The organism is Tunturibacter psychrotolerans, assembly GCF_040359615.1.
In the GTDB taxonomy this organism is placed as follows: Bacteria; Acidobacteriota; Terriglobia; order Terriglobales; family Acidobacteriaceae; genus Edaphobacter; species Edaphobacter psychrotolerans.
Window position 1 is genome coordinate 1,319,295 of sequence record NZ_CP132942.1, and the last position, 15,946, is coordinate 1,335,240.

Below are 15,946 nucleotides of genomic sequence, written 5' to 3' on the forward strand. Positions count from 1 at the left end.
GCTTTCTTGTCGGAAGAGAGCCCGAAAGTCTGGATTGACCGCTGCTCTCGCGCCGGAATGAGCGCGCCGTGAACCTGCGGGGATTCAACAATTGTCTGCCCAAAAGTCTCATCGTGTCAGAAGGATGACGTTGACAGTAGGGCGTCGATTTGCGTAACCTGCGGATCAGGCATCCCCTTGGGCTCCAACCCCCTCACCCAGAATTTCTCTGCTTGGCGTTCATTGAGAGAGGCTTCCACAAAGCCCCAACAGACGTCACTCAGAATAAGAAGTTGGCCGTGAGGGCGATCATGGGGAATTGTGGTGCAGCCCGAAGTAGTGAGCCGCGTATCTGTCTTCAAACGAATAAGACGGCGAGAATTTGTGGCTTTAAGCAATTTCAACTTCACGCTCTGCCATTAATAAGACGAAGTGACCAGCTGATGGATTTCATTACCAGATCTTGAGAGTTGCATCTATGCGCTACGCGGGAACTTCGGTTGTGTTGTTGCTGCTCTTTGGTTTTGCGACCGGACTGCGGGGACAGAAGCCCTTGGCGGTCCCTCCTGCGCCAAGAGCGCAGCTTGAGGCTACGCTGGGCGATGGCACTGTTGAGCTTTCCGGCCTCTGGAAGTTTCATATCGGCGATGATATGGCCTGGGCGGGGCAGGACTTCGACGACTCGAATTGGGGAACTCAAGATCTGACGCCACCCGCCGGATCCGCAAATCCTGAGCTGGGCAGCAGTGGGTACATTCCTGGCTGGACAGCGAACGGTTATCCTAAACATACAGGCTTCGCATGGTATCGGCTCCGAGTTAACGTTCAGAGTTCCCACGGCAGGCTTGCCATCAAGATGCCGAACCAAGTTGACGATGCGTATCAGCTCTACGTAAATGGTCAACTACTTGGGGAGCTCGGCAGGTTTGGCGAGCACAAGGCAACGGCTTTCAGTACGCTTCCCCGAGCGTTCAAGCTACCAAGAGAGCTTCGCAATGGGCCAATCACCATTGCAGTTCGGACGTGGATGGATAGTGCGTCGATTTTCCTTGCACCTGACGCCGGAGGGATGCACGAACCTCCGGTTCTTGGTCACGCCGGTGTGATTGGAACACTGATTCAGCTGGACTGGGACGACACGGCGCATGTTGTCGGCAGCGGTTTTCTCGAGATGCTGATTCTGCTCCTTGCGTGGATGGTGGCGGTTAGCCTTCTCTCGATGGACCGCACGGAGCCTTCGTATCTGTGGCTAAGCCTCGTCTGTGCGGTCACAATTTTGGAGAATGGCGTCGTTCTGATCGTCAGCTTCGTGCCGTGGATTGCCCTGACGGCCGGGATAGTTTTACAGTTCGTCATCATTAGTCCGATCCGAATCGGGCTTTGGGTCATCTTCTGGGGTTACTGGTTTCGGATTGGCCAGATGCAATGGATTCACCGCATAGTGTGGGGATTGGTTGCTCTTACGATAGTCGGAACCGCCATGATTAGTGCTCCGATCTACGGCGAGCATGTTCCTGTGCATGCGGCCGTTTATCTGACGCCTATTTTGCTTGCGCTGAGACTAAGCTTTGGAATGCTCTTATGCGCAATCACCGTTCAAGGCATCCGGAAGCAAAAGACCGAGGGCTGGCTGGCTTTCTCGGCAGTGCTTTTAGTTGCGATTGCTCTCTTTCAGTCCCAGCTCCGTATTCTCCATATAAAGACAGCGTTTGACGTACTCGGATTCGCCGTGGGGTTGGGAACCATCTCGACGATTTTTTCCCTCTTCCTGATTACGGTCATGTTGGTTCGGCGATTTCTGCACACTCAGCGGATACGCGAGCAGTGGAAGGCGGAGATCGAGCAGGCGCGACAGATTCAACACGTGCTGATTCCAGAACAGCTACCCAAAATACCTGGCCTTGCTATCGAGAGTGAATATCGTCCGGCACGTGAGGTTGGGGGAGACTTCTTCCAGATCCTCCCCGTGCAGGAGGATGGCAACGTATTGATTGTGGTTGGTGACGTCACTGGGAAGGGCCTGCAGGCTGGAATGCTTGTCGCGCTGATCGTCGGTGCGATACGGACCGCAGTGCAATACGATTCCGATCCTTTAGTCCTGATGAACAGCCTGAACGATCGGCTGTGGGGTCGGGGACGGGCAAGTGCTACTTGCCTCATCCTCCAGATCTGCCCCGACGGGCACGTGACTCTGGCAAACGCCGGACATCTGCCACCTTACCGGAATGGCGTAGAGATCGAGATGGGAGGCTCGCTTCCCATTGGTGTCGTGCCCGGCGCAGAGTTCTTTGTCTCGCATTTCACGTTGGCGCCTGGAGACACGTTGATGCTAATGTCCGACGGAGTCGCAGAGGCACAGGATCAACAGAAGCAGCTGTTTGGGTTTGAACGCATTCAGCAGATGCTGCAACGGCCGATTTCGGCGGCAGAGTTGGCGTCCGCTGCCCAGGATTTTGGTCAGGAGGATGACATTCTTGTACTACGAATTCAGCGTCTGCAAACGCCTGGAAATGTTCCTGATGAGAAAGTCGTTCTTGCGGTGACTTAACGAGCTGATTCAGCAAGAAATTTGACAGTTATGGAGAGGTAAGAGGATTTATTCGAAGCCCGCGCAGGCGGCGGCTTCGTCGGGGTAGAGCTTCGTGTACTTCGTAATACCTACCATGGTGAAGACCTTTTGGAAGTGCGGGGTTAGGCCGAACGTCTGCACCTTCTGTCCCTTCTGGCTGGCGGCGTAGAGCAGTTGAATGATCAACGCGATACCGCTGGAGTTGAGATACTCCACCTTGGAGAAGTCGAGCAGGATGCGTTTCGACGTTTCGGGTGACAGGCCGTTGTAGGTTCCCAAGACTGCAGGCTCAGACGAACTTGTAATATCGCCGGCGAAACGGAGCACTGTGATGGGATCGCCTGAGGCGCACTTGACCTGCTCCATTTTGACCTTAGTACTAAACTCCGCCATGGTGTCTCCTTCAATCCTCTGTCTTGTTTAAGCGTATGACGAGTCGCGCGTAACTGCCAGCGGGAGGTGAACTGACCCACTCTGCCTCGTCCACCAAGGACTGAATCAGAAACATTCCCATACCGCGACTGGCCTCTTCTCCGTGCATCTTCTTATCCATATCCGGGGTGTGGACACCGCTGGGGGGGCCAGTACCGGTATCGAGTACCTTAACTTCCAATGAAGTCTCATCCATGGAGAGAATGACACCTACGATGAGGGACTCGTCGAGTTTATTCCCATGCTCCATCGCATTGATACAGGCCTCGGCGACGGCGGTTTTGAGGTCTTCCACGCGATCCGGAGCGAATCCCATCAGCTTCGCGACGCTGGACGCTGTACTCATTGCAATCTTTTCAAAGCCGAGACGCGAAGGGAGCCGAAGTTCGATAATGTTGTTCTTACCTTCCAATTCCCCTCCTACGGCTTCCGTCCAATTACAAGTGCGGTCATATCGTCTGACTGATTTTCCTGGTTGGAGAAGGCATCCAGGGTCCGCCAGATCGAGTTCAGTGTTCCAGTCGCGTCAGTGTGGCGGGAGGCACGGAATGCCTCCATGAGGCGGTCCTGACCGAATTCTTCGTCACCTTGAAACACCTCAGTCATTCCGTCGGTGTAGATTAGCAGCTTCGCCTTGTCGGACAGTACATAATTTTCTGCGGTGTAGCTAGAGAAAGGCAACATCCCAACCGGCGTGCCACTGGCTTCAATCAACTCAGGCACATCGCTGCCATTGAGGAGAAAGGCTGGATTGTGTCCGGCGTTTACTACTTCGACAGTATGCGTCTTTGGGTCGAGCCTTAGAAACATAGCCGTGACATAACGGCGACGCGACTCTTCACCCTCTTTGTAATGAAGAAGGTTCATGTTTGTTGCCATGTCGACGAGCGGCATCTCGGAGTTTGCCATGGCTCGCAACGCTGCCCGAAACGAGCTGCCGACCAACGCTGAGGCGAGGCCTTTGCCGGCGACATCGGCCACTACGACCATCAGCTCTCCCGATGGAAGTTTAATGAGATCGAGATAATCGCCGCCAACTTCATAGCAAGTCTGCGAACGCCCGTCGATACTGTAACCCGGGATGTCTGGAAAGACCTGCGGAAGTAGGCTTCGTTGGATGTCACGGGCGCACGAGAGATCCTGCTTCACCCGCTCCATATCCAGCGTTTGTTCGTGATATCGGGCATTTTCGATGGCGACCGCGGCTTGGATCGCTAGATGCTCTAGAAAGTCCTGCTCGTAGAGGGATAGTGGCGCTCCATCACGCGTGATGACGACCATCTCGGTCAGGGTCGAACCGTGGCGGTCCAACAAAGGGAAGCGGTAACAGCCGCGCCTCGGATCGGAGGATGGCGGATGTAAGAGGAATCGCGGCGGAATATCTCCATAAGAAAAGGGAAAGGTCGTGAAAAACGCACCCGCCATCTCAAGTTCGCGCACTGTGATCTGCAGAACACTGCGGAGAACACTGTCCAATTCGATGGTGCTATGGATTCTGTGGGTCGTGTCGAGCAGGGCCTGTAGCCGCGCGATTTGCTGTTGCAGATGGAGACTGCTTTCGATTTCCATGGAACTGCTCCTTCAATTGGCTGCTCGGACGGCAATAAGCTCTCGACCGTTTGCTGCGTATGACCAGCGAAGTGGCTCGCTCCTGTTGTTATCCCATGTAGGACCCTACCGCGTCGCGACGTGGGGAAGCGGAAACCCGATTGACACTAGGTCAGTCGAGAGAGTGACGTCTTAAGCCCTTTCAGGAGATATCACGGATGGAACACATTGAACAGAACAATCTTATTTCTTGCCTGTGCTGCCGGGGGTTGTGTTGGCATCTTCAGGAGCAGACGGATTGATGTGACCCAGGTTGTTTTCAGGAGTGTTGGAGCTAACCTTCGTAGGTCCTGGGCCAGCGGTGGAAGGGTCATCCCCCTTCGGGCCCGAGGGTTCAACTGCGTGTTTTGCGTCAATCCGAGGATTCTGGTAGCGGATTTGATTCGATTGTTGATCATTCGTGGACATGTGGTCACCTTTCGATTCTCAATGGTCATTGGAGAGAAGGGATGGCGATTGAAGTTGCCTGCTTCCACGTGAAGTTGAGACCGGACGGCAGACACCTAAGCTGCAACAGTCTTCGGAGGCTCTGTTTCCGATGCGCAGCATGAATGCAACTGTATTTGGCCTATATTAATGATTGGAAGCAGTAAGCGGAGGATCCGGCAGCAACATGAGATTAGCGGGGACGACAGAAGAAATTACATGCAGCGACTCCATTCTGGTGACTGGTGGAGCTGGATTTATAGGAAGCAACTTCGTGCTGGATTGGTTGGCTGCTGGTTGTGGGGCAATAGTCAATTTAGACAAGTTGACGTATGCGGGGAATCCAGAGAATCTGGCATCTGTCGAGAACAGCGCGGCCTATAGATTTGTGCAGGGTGATATCTGCGATGCAGAACTAGTTACCAGTCTTCTGCAAAAGCACAAGCCACGTGCAATTGTTCACTTCGCCGCGGAAAGCCACGTTGACCGTTCTATTGTAGGCCCCGAAGCATTTCTGCGAACTAATATAGATGGCACGTTTACCTTGCTGCAGGCGGCACGCGCATATTACGGCAGTCTGGCAAGCGCAGATCAGGAAAGGTTTCGGTTTCTCCACGTGTCGACCGATGAGGTGTATGGTACGTTGACGCCGGAAGCGCCGGCTTTCCATGAAGAGACGCCCTATGCCCCGAATAGTCCTTACGCGGCATCGAAGGCAGCGTCAGATCATCTGGTGAGGGCGTGGCTGCACACGTACGGTCTGCCCGCCATCATTACTAACTGTTCGAACAACTATGGACCGTATCAGTTCCCGGAAAAGCTGATTCCGCTGATGATTGCGAATGCTTTGCAAGGCAAGTCCCTGCCGGTGTACGGAGACGGACAACAGGTTAGAGACTGGCTATATGTCGGAGACCATGCGAGTGCGCTGCGCACAGTCCTTGAGCGGGGACGTGTGGGTGAGACCTACAACGTCGGCGGAGGCAACCAACGGAGCAATCTCGAAGTGGTGAAGACGGTTTGTGCGCTACTCGACGAATTGGTCCCTGAGTCAAAGTTCAAACCGCATCTGCAACTGGTGAAATATGTGACAGACCGGCCGGGACATGATCGTCGATATGCGATCGACGCCCGCAAACTCGAGGCAGAACTCGGATGGCGAGCGCAGGAGAGCTTCGAGACCGGATTGAGGAAGACGGTGGTGTGGTACTTGAGGAACGCATCGTGGGTGGAGAACGTGACTAGCGGAGCGTATCACCAGTGGATGACGCAGAACTACTCTGGGCGCGGAGAAAAAGTTGCAGCTGGCGAGAGGACTCGATGAAGGGAATTATTCTCGCCGGGGGCTCTGGGACCAGACTTCACCCAGTGACGCAGGTAATTTCGAAACAACTGCTTCCGGTTTACGACAAACCAATGATCTACTACCCGCTTTCGGCGTTATTGTTGGCTGGTGTTCGCGACATCTTGGTAATTTCGACGCCAGAGGACACGCCGCGCTTCGAGCAACTGCTTGGGACTGGTGAGCAATGGGGTATCGCTCTGAAGTATGCTGTACAACCGTCTCCAGGCGGTCTGGCGCAGGCGTTCTTAATTGGGAAGGATTTCCTCGCGGGAGAGGGTTGTTGCCTGGTGCTTGGGGACAATATCTTCTACGGGCATGATTTCGCGAAGACATTACGCGATGCTGCCGAAGGCGGTCCAGGAGCGACGGTTTTTGCTTACCCTGTCCTTGATCCTGAGAGATATGGAGTCGTTGAGTTCGACGAACACCGACGTGCGATCTCGATTGAAGAGAAGCCGTTGAAGCCAAAGTCACGCTATGCAGTGACGGGAATCTACTTTTATGACGCGCAGGTTGTCGGCATTGCGGAGGGTCTAAAGCCATCGCAGCGCGGTGAACTTGAGATCACCGATGTGAATCGTTGGTATCTGGAACATGGGAAATTGCGGACGCAGGTACTGGGACGGGGAATCGCGTGGCTCGATACCGGTACACACGATTCGCTGCTCGAGGCGGCGACATTTATCCATACGATTGAGAAGCGGCAAGGCCTGAAGGTAGCTTGCCCCGAAGAGATTGTGTATCGACTCGGTTACATAAATGCTGATCAGCTGCGAACACTGGCATCGAAGATCGCAAAGGGCACCTATGGGCAATACCTACTGCGGGTGCTGGAAGAGACGGTGTACTGATGATGGTTGGGAAGTTGCCGTTGGGGGAGAAGATCCTGCTGACGGGGGCTACGGGCCAGGTCGGGGGCGAGTTATCGAAAACTCTGAAGTTGGTGGGGGACGTGGTCGCTCCGGATCGCGTGACGATGGATCTCGCGAATTCGGACTCGATTCGGGAGACGATTCGCGCAATACGGCCGAGGTGGATCGTGAATTCCGGTGCTTATACAGCGGTTGATAAAGCAGAGAGTGAGCCGCAGCTGGCTTATGCGATTAATGCTGAGGCTGTAAAGACAATTGGAGAAGAGGCGCATGCCCTTGGTGCTGGCGTCATCCACTTCTCTACGGACTATGTTTTTGATGGTTCTGGGAATGAACCTTACTCTGAGACTGATGCGGTTGGACCTGTGAGCGTCTACGGCGCGAGCAAACTCGCGGGCGAGAAGGCGCTTTCTGAGAGCGACGCAGGGAACATGATCTTCCGCACCAGTTGGGTCTACGGAGCAAAAGGGAAGAATTTCCTGTTGACGATTCTAAAACTGGCGCAGGAACGCGAGACCCTGAAAATAGTGGCCGATCAGCACGGTGCACCAACTTGGAGCCGTGACTTAGCGAGAATGACTACGCAGGTAATTCAAGATTGTGAGACGGCGGCACGAGACAAAGGATTGAAGGCCGCGCTTTCGGATGCAGGTGGGATCTACCATGCAGCTGGAAGTGGGGAGACTACCTGGTTTGGATTTGCTACAGAAGCGGTTCAATTGCAGCGTAAAAGAGAAGCCGGAGTGCGGTTTGCCGCGGTCGAAGCGATACAGACCGCTCAATATCCGACCCCTGCGAAGCGGCCATCAAACTCACGGTTGAACTGCAGCAAGCTGACGGAACGATTTGGGTGGACCATGATGGATTGGCGGGACTCGTTGCGCGAGGTACTGTCAGAGTTATGAAGCAGAGAGCGTTATTTCTCGATCGGGATGGGGTAGTAAATGAAGAGGTGGGATATCTGCATCGATCTGAGGAAGTGCGGTTTGTCGATGGAATTTTTTCGCTTTGTAGGACCGCGGTGGGGCTCGGATATCGGCTGATCGTTGTCACGAATCAGGCGGGAATCGCGCGTGGCTATTATTCCGAGGCCGATTTTCACGCGCTGATGACTTTCATGCGAGCAGAACTCCGTACGCAAAGCGTTGAGCTCGATGCCGTTTATTTTTGCCCTTACCATCCCGTGCACGGGGTAGGGGTATACAAGCGTGAGCACGAGGATCGAAAGCCCGGCACTGGGATGCTGCGACGAGGAGTTGCTGAATTTGGGGTAGAGCTAAGCGAAAGTGTGATGGTTGGGGACCGGTGCTCGGATATAGCGGCTGCCAATGCGGCTGGATTGCGGCAAGCTTTTTTGGTCTGTGGAACTGAGACAGCCGGGTGTGATGGCGAACATCTGAAGGTGGATTCCTTGGCCGAAGTAGAACGTTGGCTGCTCGCACAGGGGTAACTGTCAACCTCGCTCAAGGCTGTACTGCGGCGCGATCCAAAATCTGCTGAACAATGACTCTCACCAGGATGGTCCACCTGTGAACCGCGACGGAAATCTCTAAACCAAATGGGGTACCTCAACGGGCGGGAGTTCGGCTTCGAGGAAGTGCCTGCCCAAAGCATCCTTGGCGCTGACAGAGGGTGGGATACCATTAAGCGCTTCCAAAGGCCAATCAATGGCGAGGGTGGAGTCGTTCCAGAGAATGGAGCGCTCTCCCTGCGGGTGATAGATGTTCGTGGTCTTGTACAGGACTTCCGCGGTGTCTGAGAGAACAAGAAAGCCGTGCGCAAACCGTTCGGGAATCCAGAGCAGCTGAAGATGGTCGGCCGAGGATTCGGTTTTTAGGTAGAATCCAGCCCATTTGCCGAAGTCGGGAGATTCACGCCGCAGATCGACCGCGACGTCCCAGATATGACCGGAGAGAACACGGACAAGCTTGCCCTGGGGTTTTCCGAGTTGATAGTGGAGGCCCCGAAGCACTCCTTTTACCGAAAAAGACTGGTTGTCTTGTACGAAGTGCGCCGATAATCCGGCAGCCGCAAAAGTTGATTGATTGAATACCTCTGCAAACCAACCGCGACTATCTCCGAAGCGTTGGGGTTGAATTAGCTTAACGTCACGTAGAGGTGTTTCCAGAACTTGCATTCGTGTAGTGTAGTGGCCATAAAGCGTACAGGAAAACAGTCTTGCCCGATCGTCCCAAAGTGGAACGAATAAAAGGCGAATCTGGTAAACGTAAGCTCCGCTTTCAGAATGCGGTCGGGTAGAATGGAGCAGTTGCACAAATGCGCTTTGATTCCCAGTCGTCGGCTTGGTCCAACCCGGTTTAGCAGAGAGACCATCGTAAGGTCCATGAGCGGGTAGCATGAAGCAATCAGGTGGAAGTGATTTGGAAGCGCGGTCGTCTCCGGGCTTAATTTCGGAAGCGGATTTAGAGAAAGTACCGCGACACAAGGCGTGTAACAGGAACCAGTCCGACTGATGTGATGCAGAAGATGCGAACATACGAGTCGGACAGATACAGGATTCGAATGCAGGCTGAATATCAATCTCCCGAGTCGCGGACAGCGGCTATTGAAGGTTCTTATTCGTATCCGGAGTCAGTCGGCAGCTCGTTGGATAGCTCACATCGAGCATACGAAACTCCGTCTCAGTTTTTCCGATATCGGGTGATCAAACGCTGTGTCGACATTGCGTTGGTTCTGATTTCGATGCCAGTGGTTCTCCTCTTGTTGGGCCTAGTAGCGGCGACTGTAAAACTAAGTTCGCCAGGACCCATCTTTTATTCGCATCGGCGGATTCGTAAGAGCGGGTCTTTTTTCTCGATGTGGAAGTTTCGCACGATGTGTATTAACTCAGCTGAAGTTCTGGAGGCGCATCTGGCGCGATATCCAAAGGCCCGCGCGGAATGGAACAGAACCCACAAACTTCGAAACGATCCGCGAATTACTCCTCTGGGGCTTTTTCTCCGGAGATACAGTCTCGACGAGCTGCCGCAACTTTGGAATGTGCTCGCTGGACAGATGAGCCTTGTAGGGCCACGGCCGATTGTAGCCGCAGAAGTCGAGAAGTACGGTGAATGCTTCGACTGCTACTGCCGCGTCAAGCCCGGGTTGACTGGTCTGTGGCAAGTATCAGGACGAAGTGCATTGAGTTACGAAAGACGTGTCGCTCTTGATTGTGAATACGTCGAGAGATGGTCTCTGATGCGAGATATTTGGATTCTGACGAAGACCTTTGCGTCAGTTGTGAACCAGGACGGAGCCTATTAGGCTGACGATTCATCGTAGGACAGGCAGCGCTGTGATCAGAAATTGCATGGACATTATTGACTAACGATGCGATTTCTTCGTCCAAAAAGGTCGTCTCTTGACTTCGCGTCCGCGAGTTCTTCATCTAGGGCAAAAACCTCTTCCATGGTCTGCCGAGATTCAAACTGACTGGCGTTCGATTGGCATCTGGCGGATCCGGCACAGAAAATCCTTAGAACTAGGCCCGTGATCTCCTGAGTGACAACTTTATTGGAGTTTTTTCTGATGTCTTTAGAAGGAATGCGAGACATGCTGAGAGGGTCCTTAGGGAGAAGCCTGCAAGCGCTGCAGGCGGAGGACAGATTGTCGGCGGCATGGCCGGTGGCATGCGGCAAGGCAATGGCTGAGCGGGGACAAATCGTGGGATTTGAAAACGGTGTAGTTCGAGTGGAGGTGGAAGACGGTATATGGCTGCAGCAGATGTTCAGTACGCGTCGACAACTCGCCGGAGAGTTGGCTCGAATTTCAGGGGTGACTGTGAGAGAGATACACTTTGAGAAGAGGAACTACAAGCGATGAACGAACATGCGGGCGTAACCTTGGACGATGTTCGGCGGGTGGCAGAGTTGGCAAATTTGGAGCTAACAGCGGCGGAAGAGCCGAGGATGCAGAGAGACCTGAACGCCATCCTCGGCCATATTGATCAACTAAATGAGCTAGATACCACTGGAGTTCCCCCGATGACCCAAGTAGGTGAGATGTTGGGCGGCACTTTGCTCGGTCGCGGAGAGGTATTGCGGATGGACGAAGTACGCCCGTCGCTGGATCGCTCTGAGGTGATGTCAGCGGCCCCGGAGACCGATGGTCGGTTTTTCAAGGTTCCGAAGGTTATTGAAAGGTGAGTGTAAAGGTAGTGGACTTGAAAAATCTGACAATCGACGTAGCGCGGGAGGCGGTAGCTTCGCGAGAGACGACGGCAACAGCGCTTACGGAGCTGCATTACGACCGCATCGCCACTCGGGATGGCGAGATCAATAGTTTTCTGGCGCTAAGTCGGGTGCGAGCGATGACGCAGGCTCAGAAGATTGACGAGATGGCCGCGAAGGGTGAAGCGTTGCCGCCATTGGCCGGAGTGCCGGTGGGGATCAAAGATGTCCTGGTAATGCAGGGTGCTCCGGCAACGGCTGGCTCACTGATCTTGAAGGGGTACCGGCCACCGTATGACGCAACAGTAGTCTCAAAGCTGGAAGCGGCTGGAGCGATACTCCTGGGGAAGCTGAACTGCGACGAGTTCGCGATGGGATCGTCGAATGAAAACTCTGCATACGGACCGGTGCTGAATCCAAAGGACTTGAGTAGGGTTCCGGGCGGCTCGAGTGGCGGTTCTGCGGCGGCTGTTGCGGCTGATTTCGCCACGGCGACACTGGGTACCGATACCGGTGGGTCGATTCGGCAGCCAGCGGCCTTCTGCGGAGTCGTAGGCGTCTTGCCGACCTACGGAAGGGTCAGCCGATATGGACTGATTGCATTCGCCTCCTCTTTGGACCGTGTTGGACCGTTGACGAAGACCGTGAAAGACGCTGCGAGAGTGCTGCAGGTGATTGCAGGCAAAGATGTTATGGACGCGACTTCATCGGGCAGGCCAGTTGACGACTATGTCGGCGACCTGATGAAACCGGTAGAGGGGCTACGGATCGGGGTGCCGAAGGAGTACTTCGGTGAGGGATTGGATTCGGAGATTCGGCGTGCGATTGATGCCACAATTGATGGTCTGAAGATGGTGGGGTGCGTGGTAAAGCCGGTGAGTTTACCCCACACTAGATATGCGATTTCTACCTACTACGTCATCGCTACGGCTGAGGCTTCATCAAACCTTTCCCGGTTCGATGGGGTTAGGTTTGGGCTGAGGGCGGAAGAGGCGAACACTCTGTCAGCAATGTTCAGGAAGACCCGAGACCAGGGTTTCGGCGCCGAAGTGAAGCGACGGATCCTGCTGGGCACCTATGCACTCAGCGCAGGCTATTACGATGCCTACTACCGAAAAGCGCAGCAGGTTCGAACTCTACTCACGCGCGACTTTGTGACGGCATTTGCTGATGTGGATGTGCTGGTAGCTCCAATAACTCCGACCCCGGCGTTCAAACTTGGCGAAAAAACAGACGATCCCGTCCAGATGTATTTGGAAGACATTTACTCGGTGGCGGCGAGTCTGGCGGGAATCTGCGGTGTCTCCGTACCGTGTGGGCGAACGAAGGAAGGTTTGCCGATAGGGGTGCAGATCATGGCCAAGCACTTCGATGAAGCTACTATGCTGCGCGTCGGGCAGGCCGTCGAAAAGCAGCATGCGCAATAGGTTGGGCAACTAACGCGTGCTCGTCAGTGCAGTGCTCTGATGGGTTCGTTTGAAGATCGCGCCGGATGCATCGCGAATGCAGAAGTCAATGAGATTGTTCGTTGCGACAGCCAAGCCAGCGTTAACTGTTCGATAACTCATTTCAACGAGTTATCGGGCGCTGATTGTATGATGAACGGTACAGGCAAATAAGGTTACGAGGATTAGAGCAGATGCAGTTTGGTAGTTCCCCCAGAGTATGCAGGTTTGGATATGTGCTTCTGTTCACCGTGTTCGGTACGCTTACGTCATCGGCTCAGTTTGATCAATTAGGTCAGGCGCTGGGAGGACAACTTGGACAGCAGCAATCCTGTGACCCGAATGATCCAACCTGCCAATCGTCAAGCGATCAGACCAACCCTCAGGTACGCGCTCCCTCGGTCAACCAGCAACAACAACAACCACTAAGTCAACAGATCATCCTGCCCGGGCAACCGGAGACTCAGACCAACCCGCAGAATAACAACCGGAATCAATTGCAGAACCCCAATCTGCAAATTCCTCTTCCGTTGAATTCGCCGACCGAATTTCAACAGTTGGTTGCGAATTCTATCGGCAAGATGCTGCCTCTCTACGGAGTAGACCTATTTCGCAACCTGCCGTCGACCTTTGCACCCCTCAACCTGGTTCCAGTGACGCCGGATTATGTTGTCGGTCCGGGAGATGAGTTGCTTATCCAGATGTGGGGCCAGGTCAATTTAAATGGTCGCTTTCTGGTGGATCGATCAGGAAGCATCTTCGTTCCACAGGTGGGCTCAGTTCACGTTGCCGGAGTGAAGTTTGAGCAGATGCACGACTTTTTGAAGGGTCAAGTTGGCAGAATTTTCCGCAACTTTGACCTCAACGTGAATTTGGGGCAACTACGTTCAATCCAGGTTTTTGTGGTCGGGCAGGCACGGAGGCCCGGCAGCTATACGATTAGCTCATTGAGCACATTGACGAACGCTCTGTTCGCAACGGGAGGCCCAACTCCACAGGGTAGTCTGCGGCATATCCAGTTGAAACGAGGAGGGAAAGTTGTCGTTGATTTCGATTTATATGACCTGTTACAACGAGGCGATAAGTCGAAGGACGAGCAGCTGCTGCCGGGCGATGTCATCTATATTCCGCCTGTTGGTCCGCAGGTGGCTGTTGCAGGCAGCGTCAACGAGCCCGCGATTTACGAGCTTAGGTCTCAAGGCGATACGACCGTCGGTGAAGTTCTTGAGTTGGCTGCAGGTTTGACAAGTGTTGCTTCGGGCCAGAGGGTTCGCCTAGAGCGAGTAGACGAGCGCCGCAGACGCAGCATGATTGAGATAACTCTGGACGCGCAGGGACGAGCGACGGTGATGCAGGATGGCGACCTGTTGGAATTGAAGGCCGTGGTCAGTCAGTACAAAGATGCAGTTACGCTTCGCGGTAATGTGGCTAACCCAGGACGTTACACCTGGAAGCCAGGGATGCGCGTTCATGACCTGCTGCCAGATAAGGACGCGTTGATCACCCGAGAGTACTGGCTGAAGCGAAGTCAGCTCGGTCAGCCGACGTTGACCTATATTCCGACATGTCCGCCGCAGACTCCCTTCGGGATTCCAAACTTGAGATACGGAATTCCGGTTGGAGAGGAAGGATTGAATCCCAACTGGAGATACTCGTCTACGAGAAACCCAAATCTGATTGGGCTAGCTTTTGGAAGCGAAGAGGGAAGCAACTATCAAATCCCGACCGGCGACAGGGACGCCGAGACAGAGGCTGCGACAGACGGCGGACTCGATTGTGCCAAAATCTCTGCATCTCAGACGGCTTTGAGTGGAATCAACGATCGATACACACCATCTGCGGCAGCAAATGCGGCCAATTCTTCAAATTCCACAAATAATCAAAACGCCAACACGAACGGCAACTCGAATGCCTCTGGGTTGTTGCAAAATGGCTCTCAATCGAATCCTCCACCGCAAAATCGGGTGAGCGCTGCAAGTGCAAGTTTGGGTTTAACCGCGGCAAGCGCGTCGGCAGGTGAATTTCGCCCGCGGAACAACGTCAAGCTGAGTGAACCGGATATCGATTGGAGCTACGCCGTCATCGAGCGGCAGAGTAAAGTGAACCTCACGACGTCTCTTCTTCCATTCAACCTTGGAAAAGTTGTCTTAGGGGGAGATACCACGCAGGATTTTGAGCTGCTACCGGGAGACGTGGTTACGATCTTCTCGAAGGCAGATATTCGTGTTCCGCAAGAGCAGCAGACTCGCTTTGTACGACTCGAGGGAGAGTTCGTTTCTTCGGGCGTTTATAGCGTGCTGCCCGGAGAGACCCTACGGCAGTTAGTGGAGCGTGCCGGTGGTTTCACTTCGGAAGCGTACCTATACGGTTCCGAGTTTACGCGGGAGTCTACACGCCGAGTTCAACAACAGCGTCTCAATCAATATGTCGATGAGATCGCACTTCAGGTAAGTACAAACGCATCGAATAACGCAGGCCGATCGATAAGCGCTCAGGACAGTGCCGCTGCGGCCGCTGCTCAGGAGCAGAACCAAAACATCGTCAATAGCCTGCGGCAAGCGCGGGCGACCGGCCGTATTGTTCTGGATTTGAAACCCGATAGCCACGACTTGAGTCAGTTGCCTGATCTTCCGCTTGAAGATGGAGATCGTTTCATCGTGCCACGTGTTCCATCCACCGTAAGTGTGGATGGAGCCGTATATAACCAGAATTCCTTTGCTTATGATCAGGAGCGTCGGCTCGGAGGTTACATAAGACTGGCCGGCGGATCAAACCGAGATGCCGACAAGAGCCGGGCTTATGTTATCCGTGCGAGCGGATCTGTGATCAGTAAGCAATATAGTTCGTCGCTGCGAGGGAACAACTTCGATTCGTTGCACTTGTACCCGGGCGACACGGTTGTAGTTCCTCTGAATCTGACAAGGGGCAATACGATACGGCTGATCGTTGATATTGCACAGATCGTCGGTCAGTTCGGACTCGCAATTGCGGCGGCTAACGTTGTCTTCTAGAAAAGCGTTAGGTTGAGAAGATGCTTCAATATTCTCGATTGCCAACCAGATTGACCGAAACCACTCGCGTCAGAGAGGCTGTTCGATAGT

The 15,946-nt window shown here is 54.0% G+C and carries 15 protein-coding genes; 10 read left to right on the forward strand and 5 right to left on the reverse strand.

Annotated features, from left to right (window positions below; all coding sequences use genetic code 11):
• Positions 1 to 457 precede the first annotated feature (457 nt).
• A complete protein-coding gene (locus RBB77_RS05415) occupies positions 458 to 2,527 on the forward strand; it encodes a SpoIIE family protein phosphatase (protein ID WP_353065332.1) in 2,070 nt (689 codons plus the stop codon).
• A gap of 48 nt (positions 2,528 to 2,575) precedes the next feature.
• Here the strand turns inward: RBB77_RS05415 and RBB77_RS05420 are convergent, their stop codons facing one another.
• From RBB77_RS05420 to RBB77_RS05435, 4 genes are all read right to left on the reverse strand, one after another.
• Positions 2,576 to 2,941, reverse strand: coding sequence for an STAS domain-containing protein (locus tag RBB77_RS05420; RefSeq protein WP_353065334.1), 366 nt, complete (start codon positions 2,939 to 2,941; stop codon positions 2,576 to 2,578).
• Between the two features lie 10 nt (positions 2,942 to 2,951).
• Positions 2,952 to 3,326, reverse strand: coding sequence for an ATP-binding protein (locus tag RBB77_RS05425; RefSeq protein ID WP_353065336.1), 375 nt, complete (start codon positions 3,324 to 3,326; stop codon positions 2,952 to 2,954).
• A gap of 74 nt (positions 3,327 to 3,400) precedes the next feature.
• Positions 3,401 to 4,549, reverse strand: coding sequence for a PP2C family protein-serine/threonine phosphatase (locus RBB77_RS05430; RefSeq protein ID WP_353065338.1), 1,149 nt, complete (start codon positions 4,547 to 4,549; stop codon positions 3,401 to 3,403).
• A 222-nt stretch (positions 4,550 to 4,771) separates the two neighbouring features.
• Complete coding sequence (locus tag RBB77_RS05435; protein WP_353065339.1) at positions 4,772 to 4,996, reverse strand: hypothetical protein; 225 nt, start codon at positions 4,994 to 4,996, stop codon at positions 4,772 to 4,774.
• 205 nt (positions 4,997 to 5,201) lie between these two features.
• Here RBB77_RS05435 and rfbB point away from each other — a divergent pair, with 205 nt between their 5' ends.
• Genes rfbB through RBB77_RS05455 form a run of 4 tightly spaced genes read left to right on the forward strand, consistent with a single transcriptional unit; the run spans position 5,202 to position 8,681 of the window.
• A complete protein-coding gene (gene rfbB, locus RBB77_RS05440; protein WP_353065341.1) occupies positions 5,202 to 6,338 on the forward strand; it encodes a dTDP-glucose 4,6-dehydratase in 1,137 nt (378 codons plus the stop codon).
• The gene (gene rfbA, locus RBB77_RS05445) at positions 6,335 to 7,210 is read left to right on the forward strand and encodes a glucose-1-phosphate thymidylyltransferase RfbA (protein ID WP_353065343.1); all 876 of its coding nucleotides are present in this window, start codon (positions 6,335 to 6,337) and stop codon (positions 7,208 to 7,210) included. Before rfbB ends, rfbA begins: the two co-directional genes overlap by 4 nt.
• Positions 7,210 to 8,136, forward strand: a complete 927-nt coding sequence (gene rfbD / locus RBB77_RS05450) for a dTDP-4-dehydrorhamnose reductase (RefSeq protein ID WP_353065345.1) — start codon at positions 7,210 to 7,212, stop codon at positions 8,134 to 8,136. Before rfbA ends, rfbD begins: the two co-directional genes overlap by 1 nt.
• Complete coding sequence (locus RBB77_RS05455; RefSeq protein WP_353065347.1) at positions 8,133 to 8,681, forward strand: D-glycero-alpha-D-manno-heptose-1,7-bisphosphate 7-phosphatase; 549 nt, start codon at positions 8,133 to 8,135, stop codon at positions 8,679 to 8,681. Before rfbD ends, RBB77_RS05455 begins: the two co-directional genes overlap by 4 nt.
• A gap of 99 nt (positions 8,682 to 8,780) precedes the next feature.
• Here the strand turns inward: RBB77_RS05455 and rfbC are convergent, their stop codons facing one another.
• Entirely contained in the window at positions 8,781 to 9,728 is a 948-nt protein-coding gene (rfbC, locus tag RBB77_RS05460; RefSeq protein ID WP_353065349.1) for a dTDP-4-dehydrorhamnose 3,5-epimerase, read from the reverse strand.
• Between the two features lie 26 nt (positions 9,729 to 9,754).
• Here rfbC and RBB77_RS05465 point away from each other — a divergent pair, with 26 nt between their 5' ends.
• From RBB77_RS05465 to RBB77_RS05485, 5 genes are all read left to right on the forward strand, one after another.
• Positions 9,755 to 10,495, forward strand: coding sequence for a sugar transferase (locus tag RBB77_RS05465; protein ID WP_353065351.1), 741 nt, complete (start codon positions 9,755 to 9,757; stop codon positions 10,493 to 10,495).
• Between the two features lie 288 nt (positions 10,496 to 10,783).
• A complete protein-coding gene (locus RBB77_RS05470; protein WP_353065353.1) occupies positions 10,784 to 11,053 on the forward strand; it encodes a DciA family protein in 270 nt (89 codons plus the stop codon).
• Positions 11,050 to 11,376, forward strand: a complete 327-nt coding sequence (gene gatC, locus RBB77_RS05475) for an Asp-tRNA(Asn)/Glu-tRNA(Gln) amidotransferase subunit GatC (RefSeq protein ID WP_353065354.1) — start codon at positions 11,050 to 11,052, stop codon at positions 11,374 to 11,376. Before RBB77_RS05470 ends, gatC begins: the two co-directional genes overlap by 4 nt.
• 11 nt (positions 11,377 to 11,387) lie before the next feature.
• A complete protein-coding gene (gene gatA, locus RBB77_RS05480; RefSeq protein ID WP_353067581.1) occupies positions 11,388 to 12,827 on the forward strand; it encodes an Asp-tRNA(Asn)/Glu-tRNA(Gln) amidotransferase subunit GatA in 1,440 nt (479 codons plus the stop codon).
• A 212-nt stretch (positions 12,828 to 13,039) separates the two neighbouring features.
• The gene (locus RBB77_RS05485; protein WP_353065356.1) at positions 13,040 to 15,856 is read left to right on the forward strand and encodes an SLBB domain-containing protein; all 2,817 of its coding nucleotides are present in this window, start codon (positions 13,040 to 13,042) and stop codon (positions 15,854 to 15,856) included.
• The last annotated feature ends 90 nt before the right edge of the window (positions 15,857 to 15,946 follow it).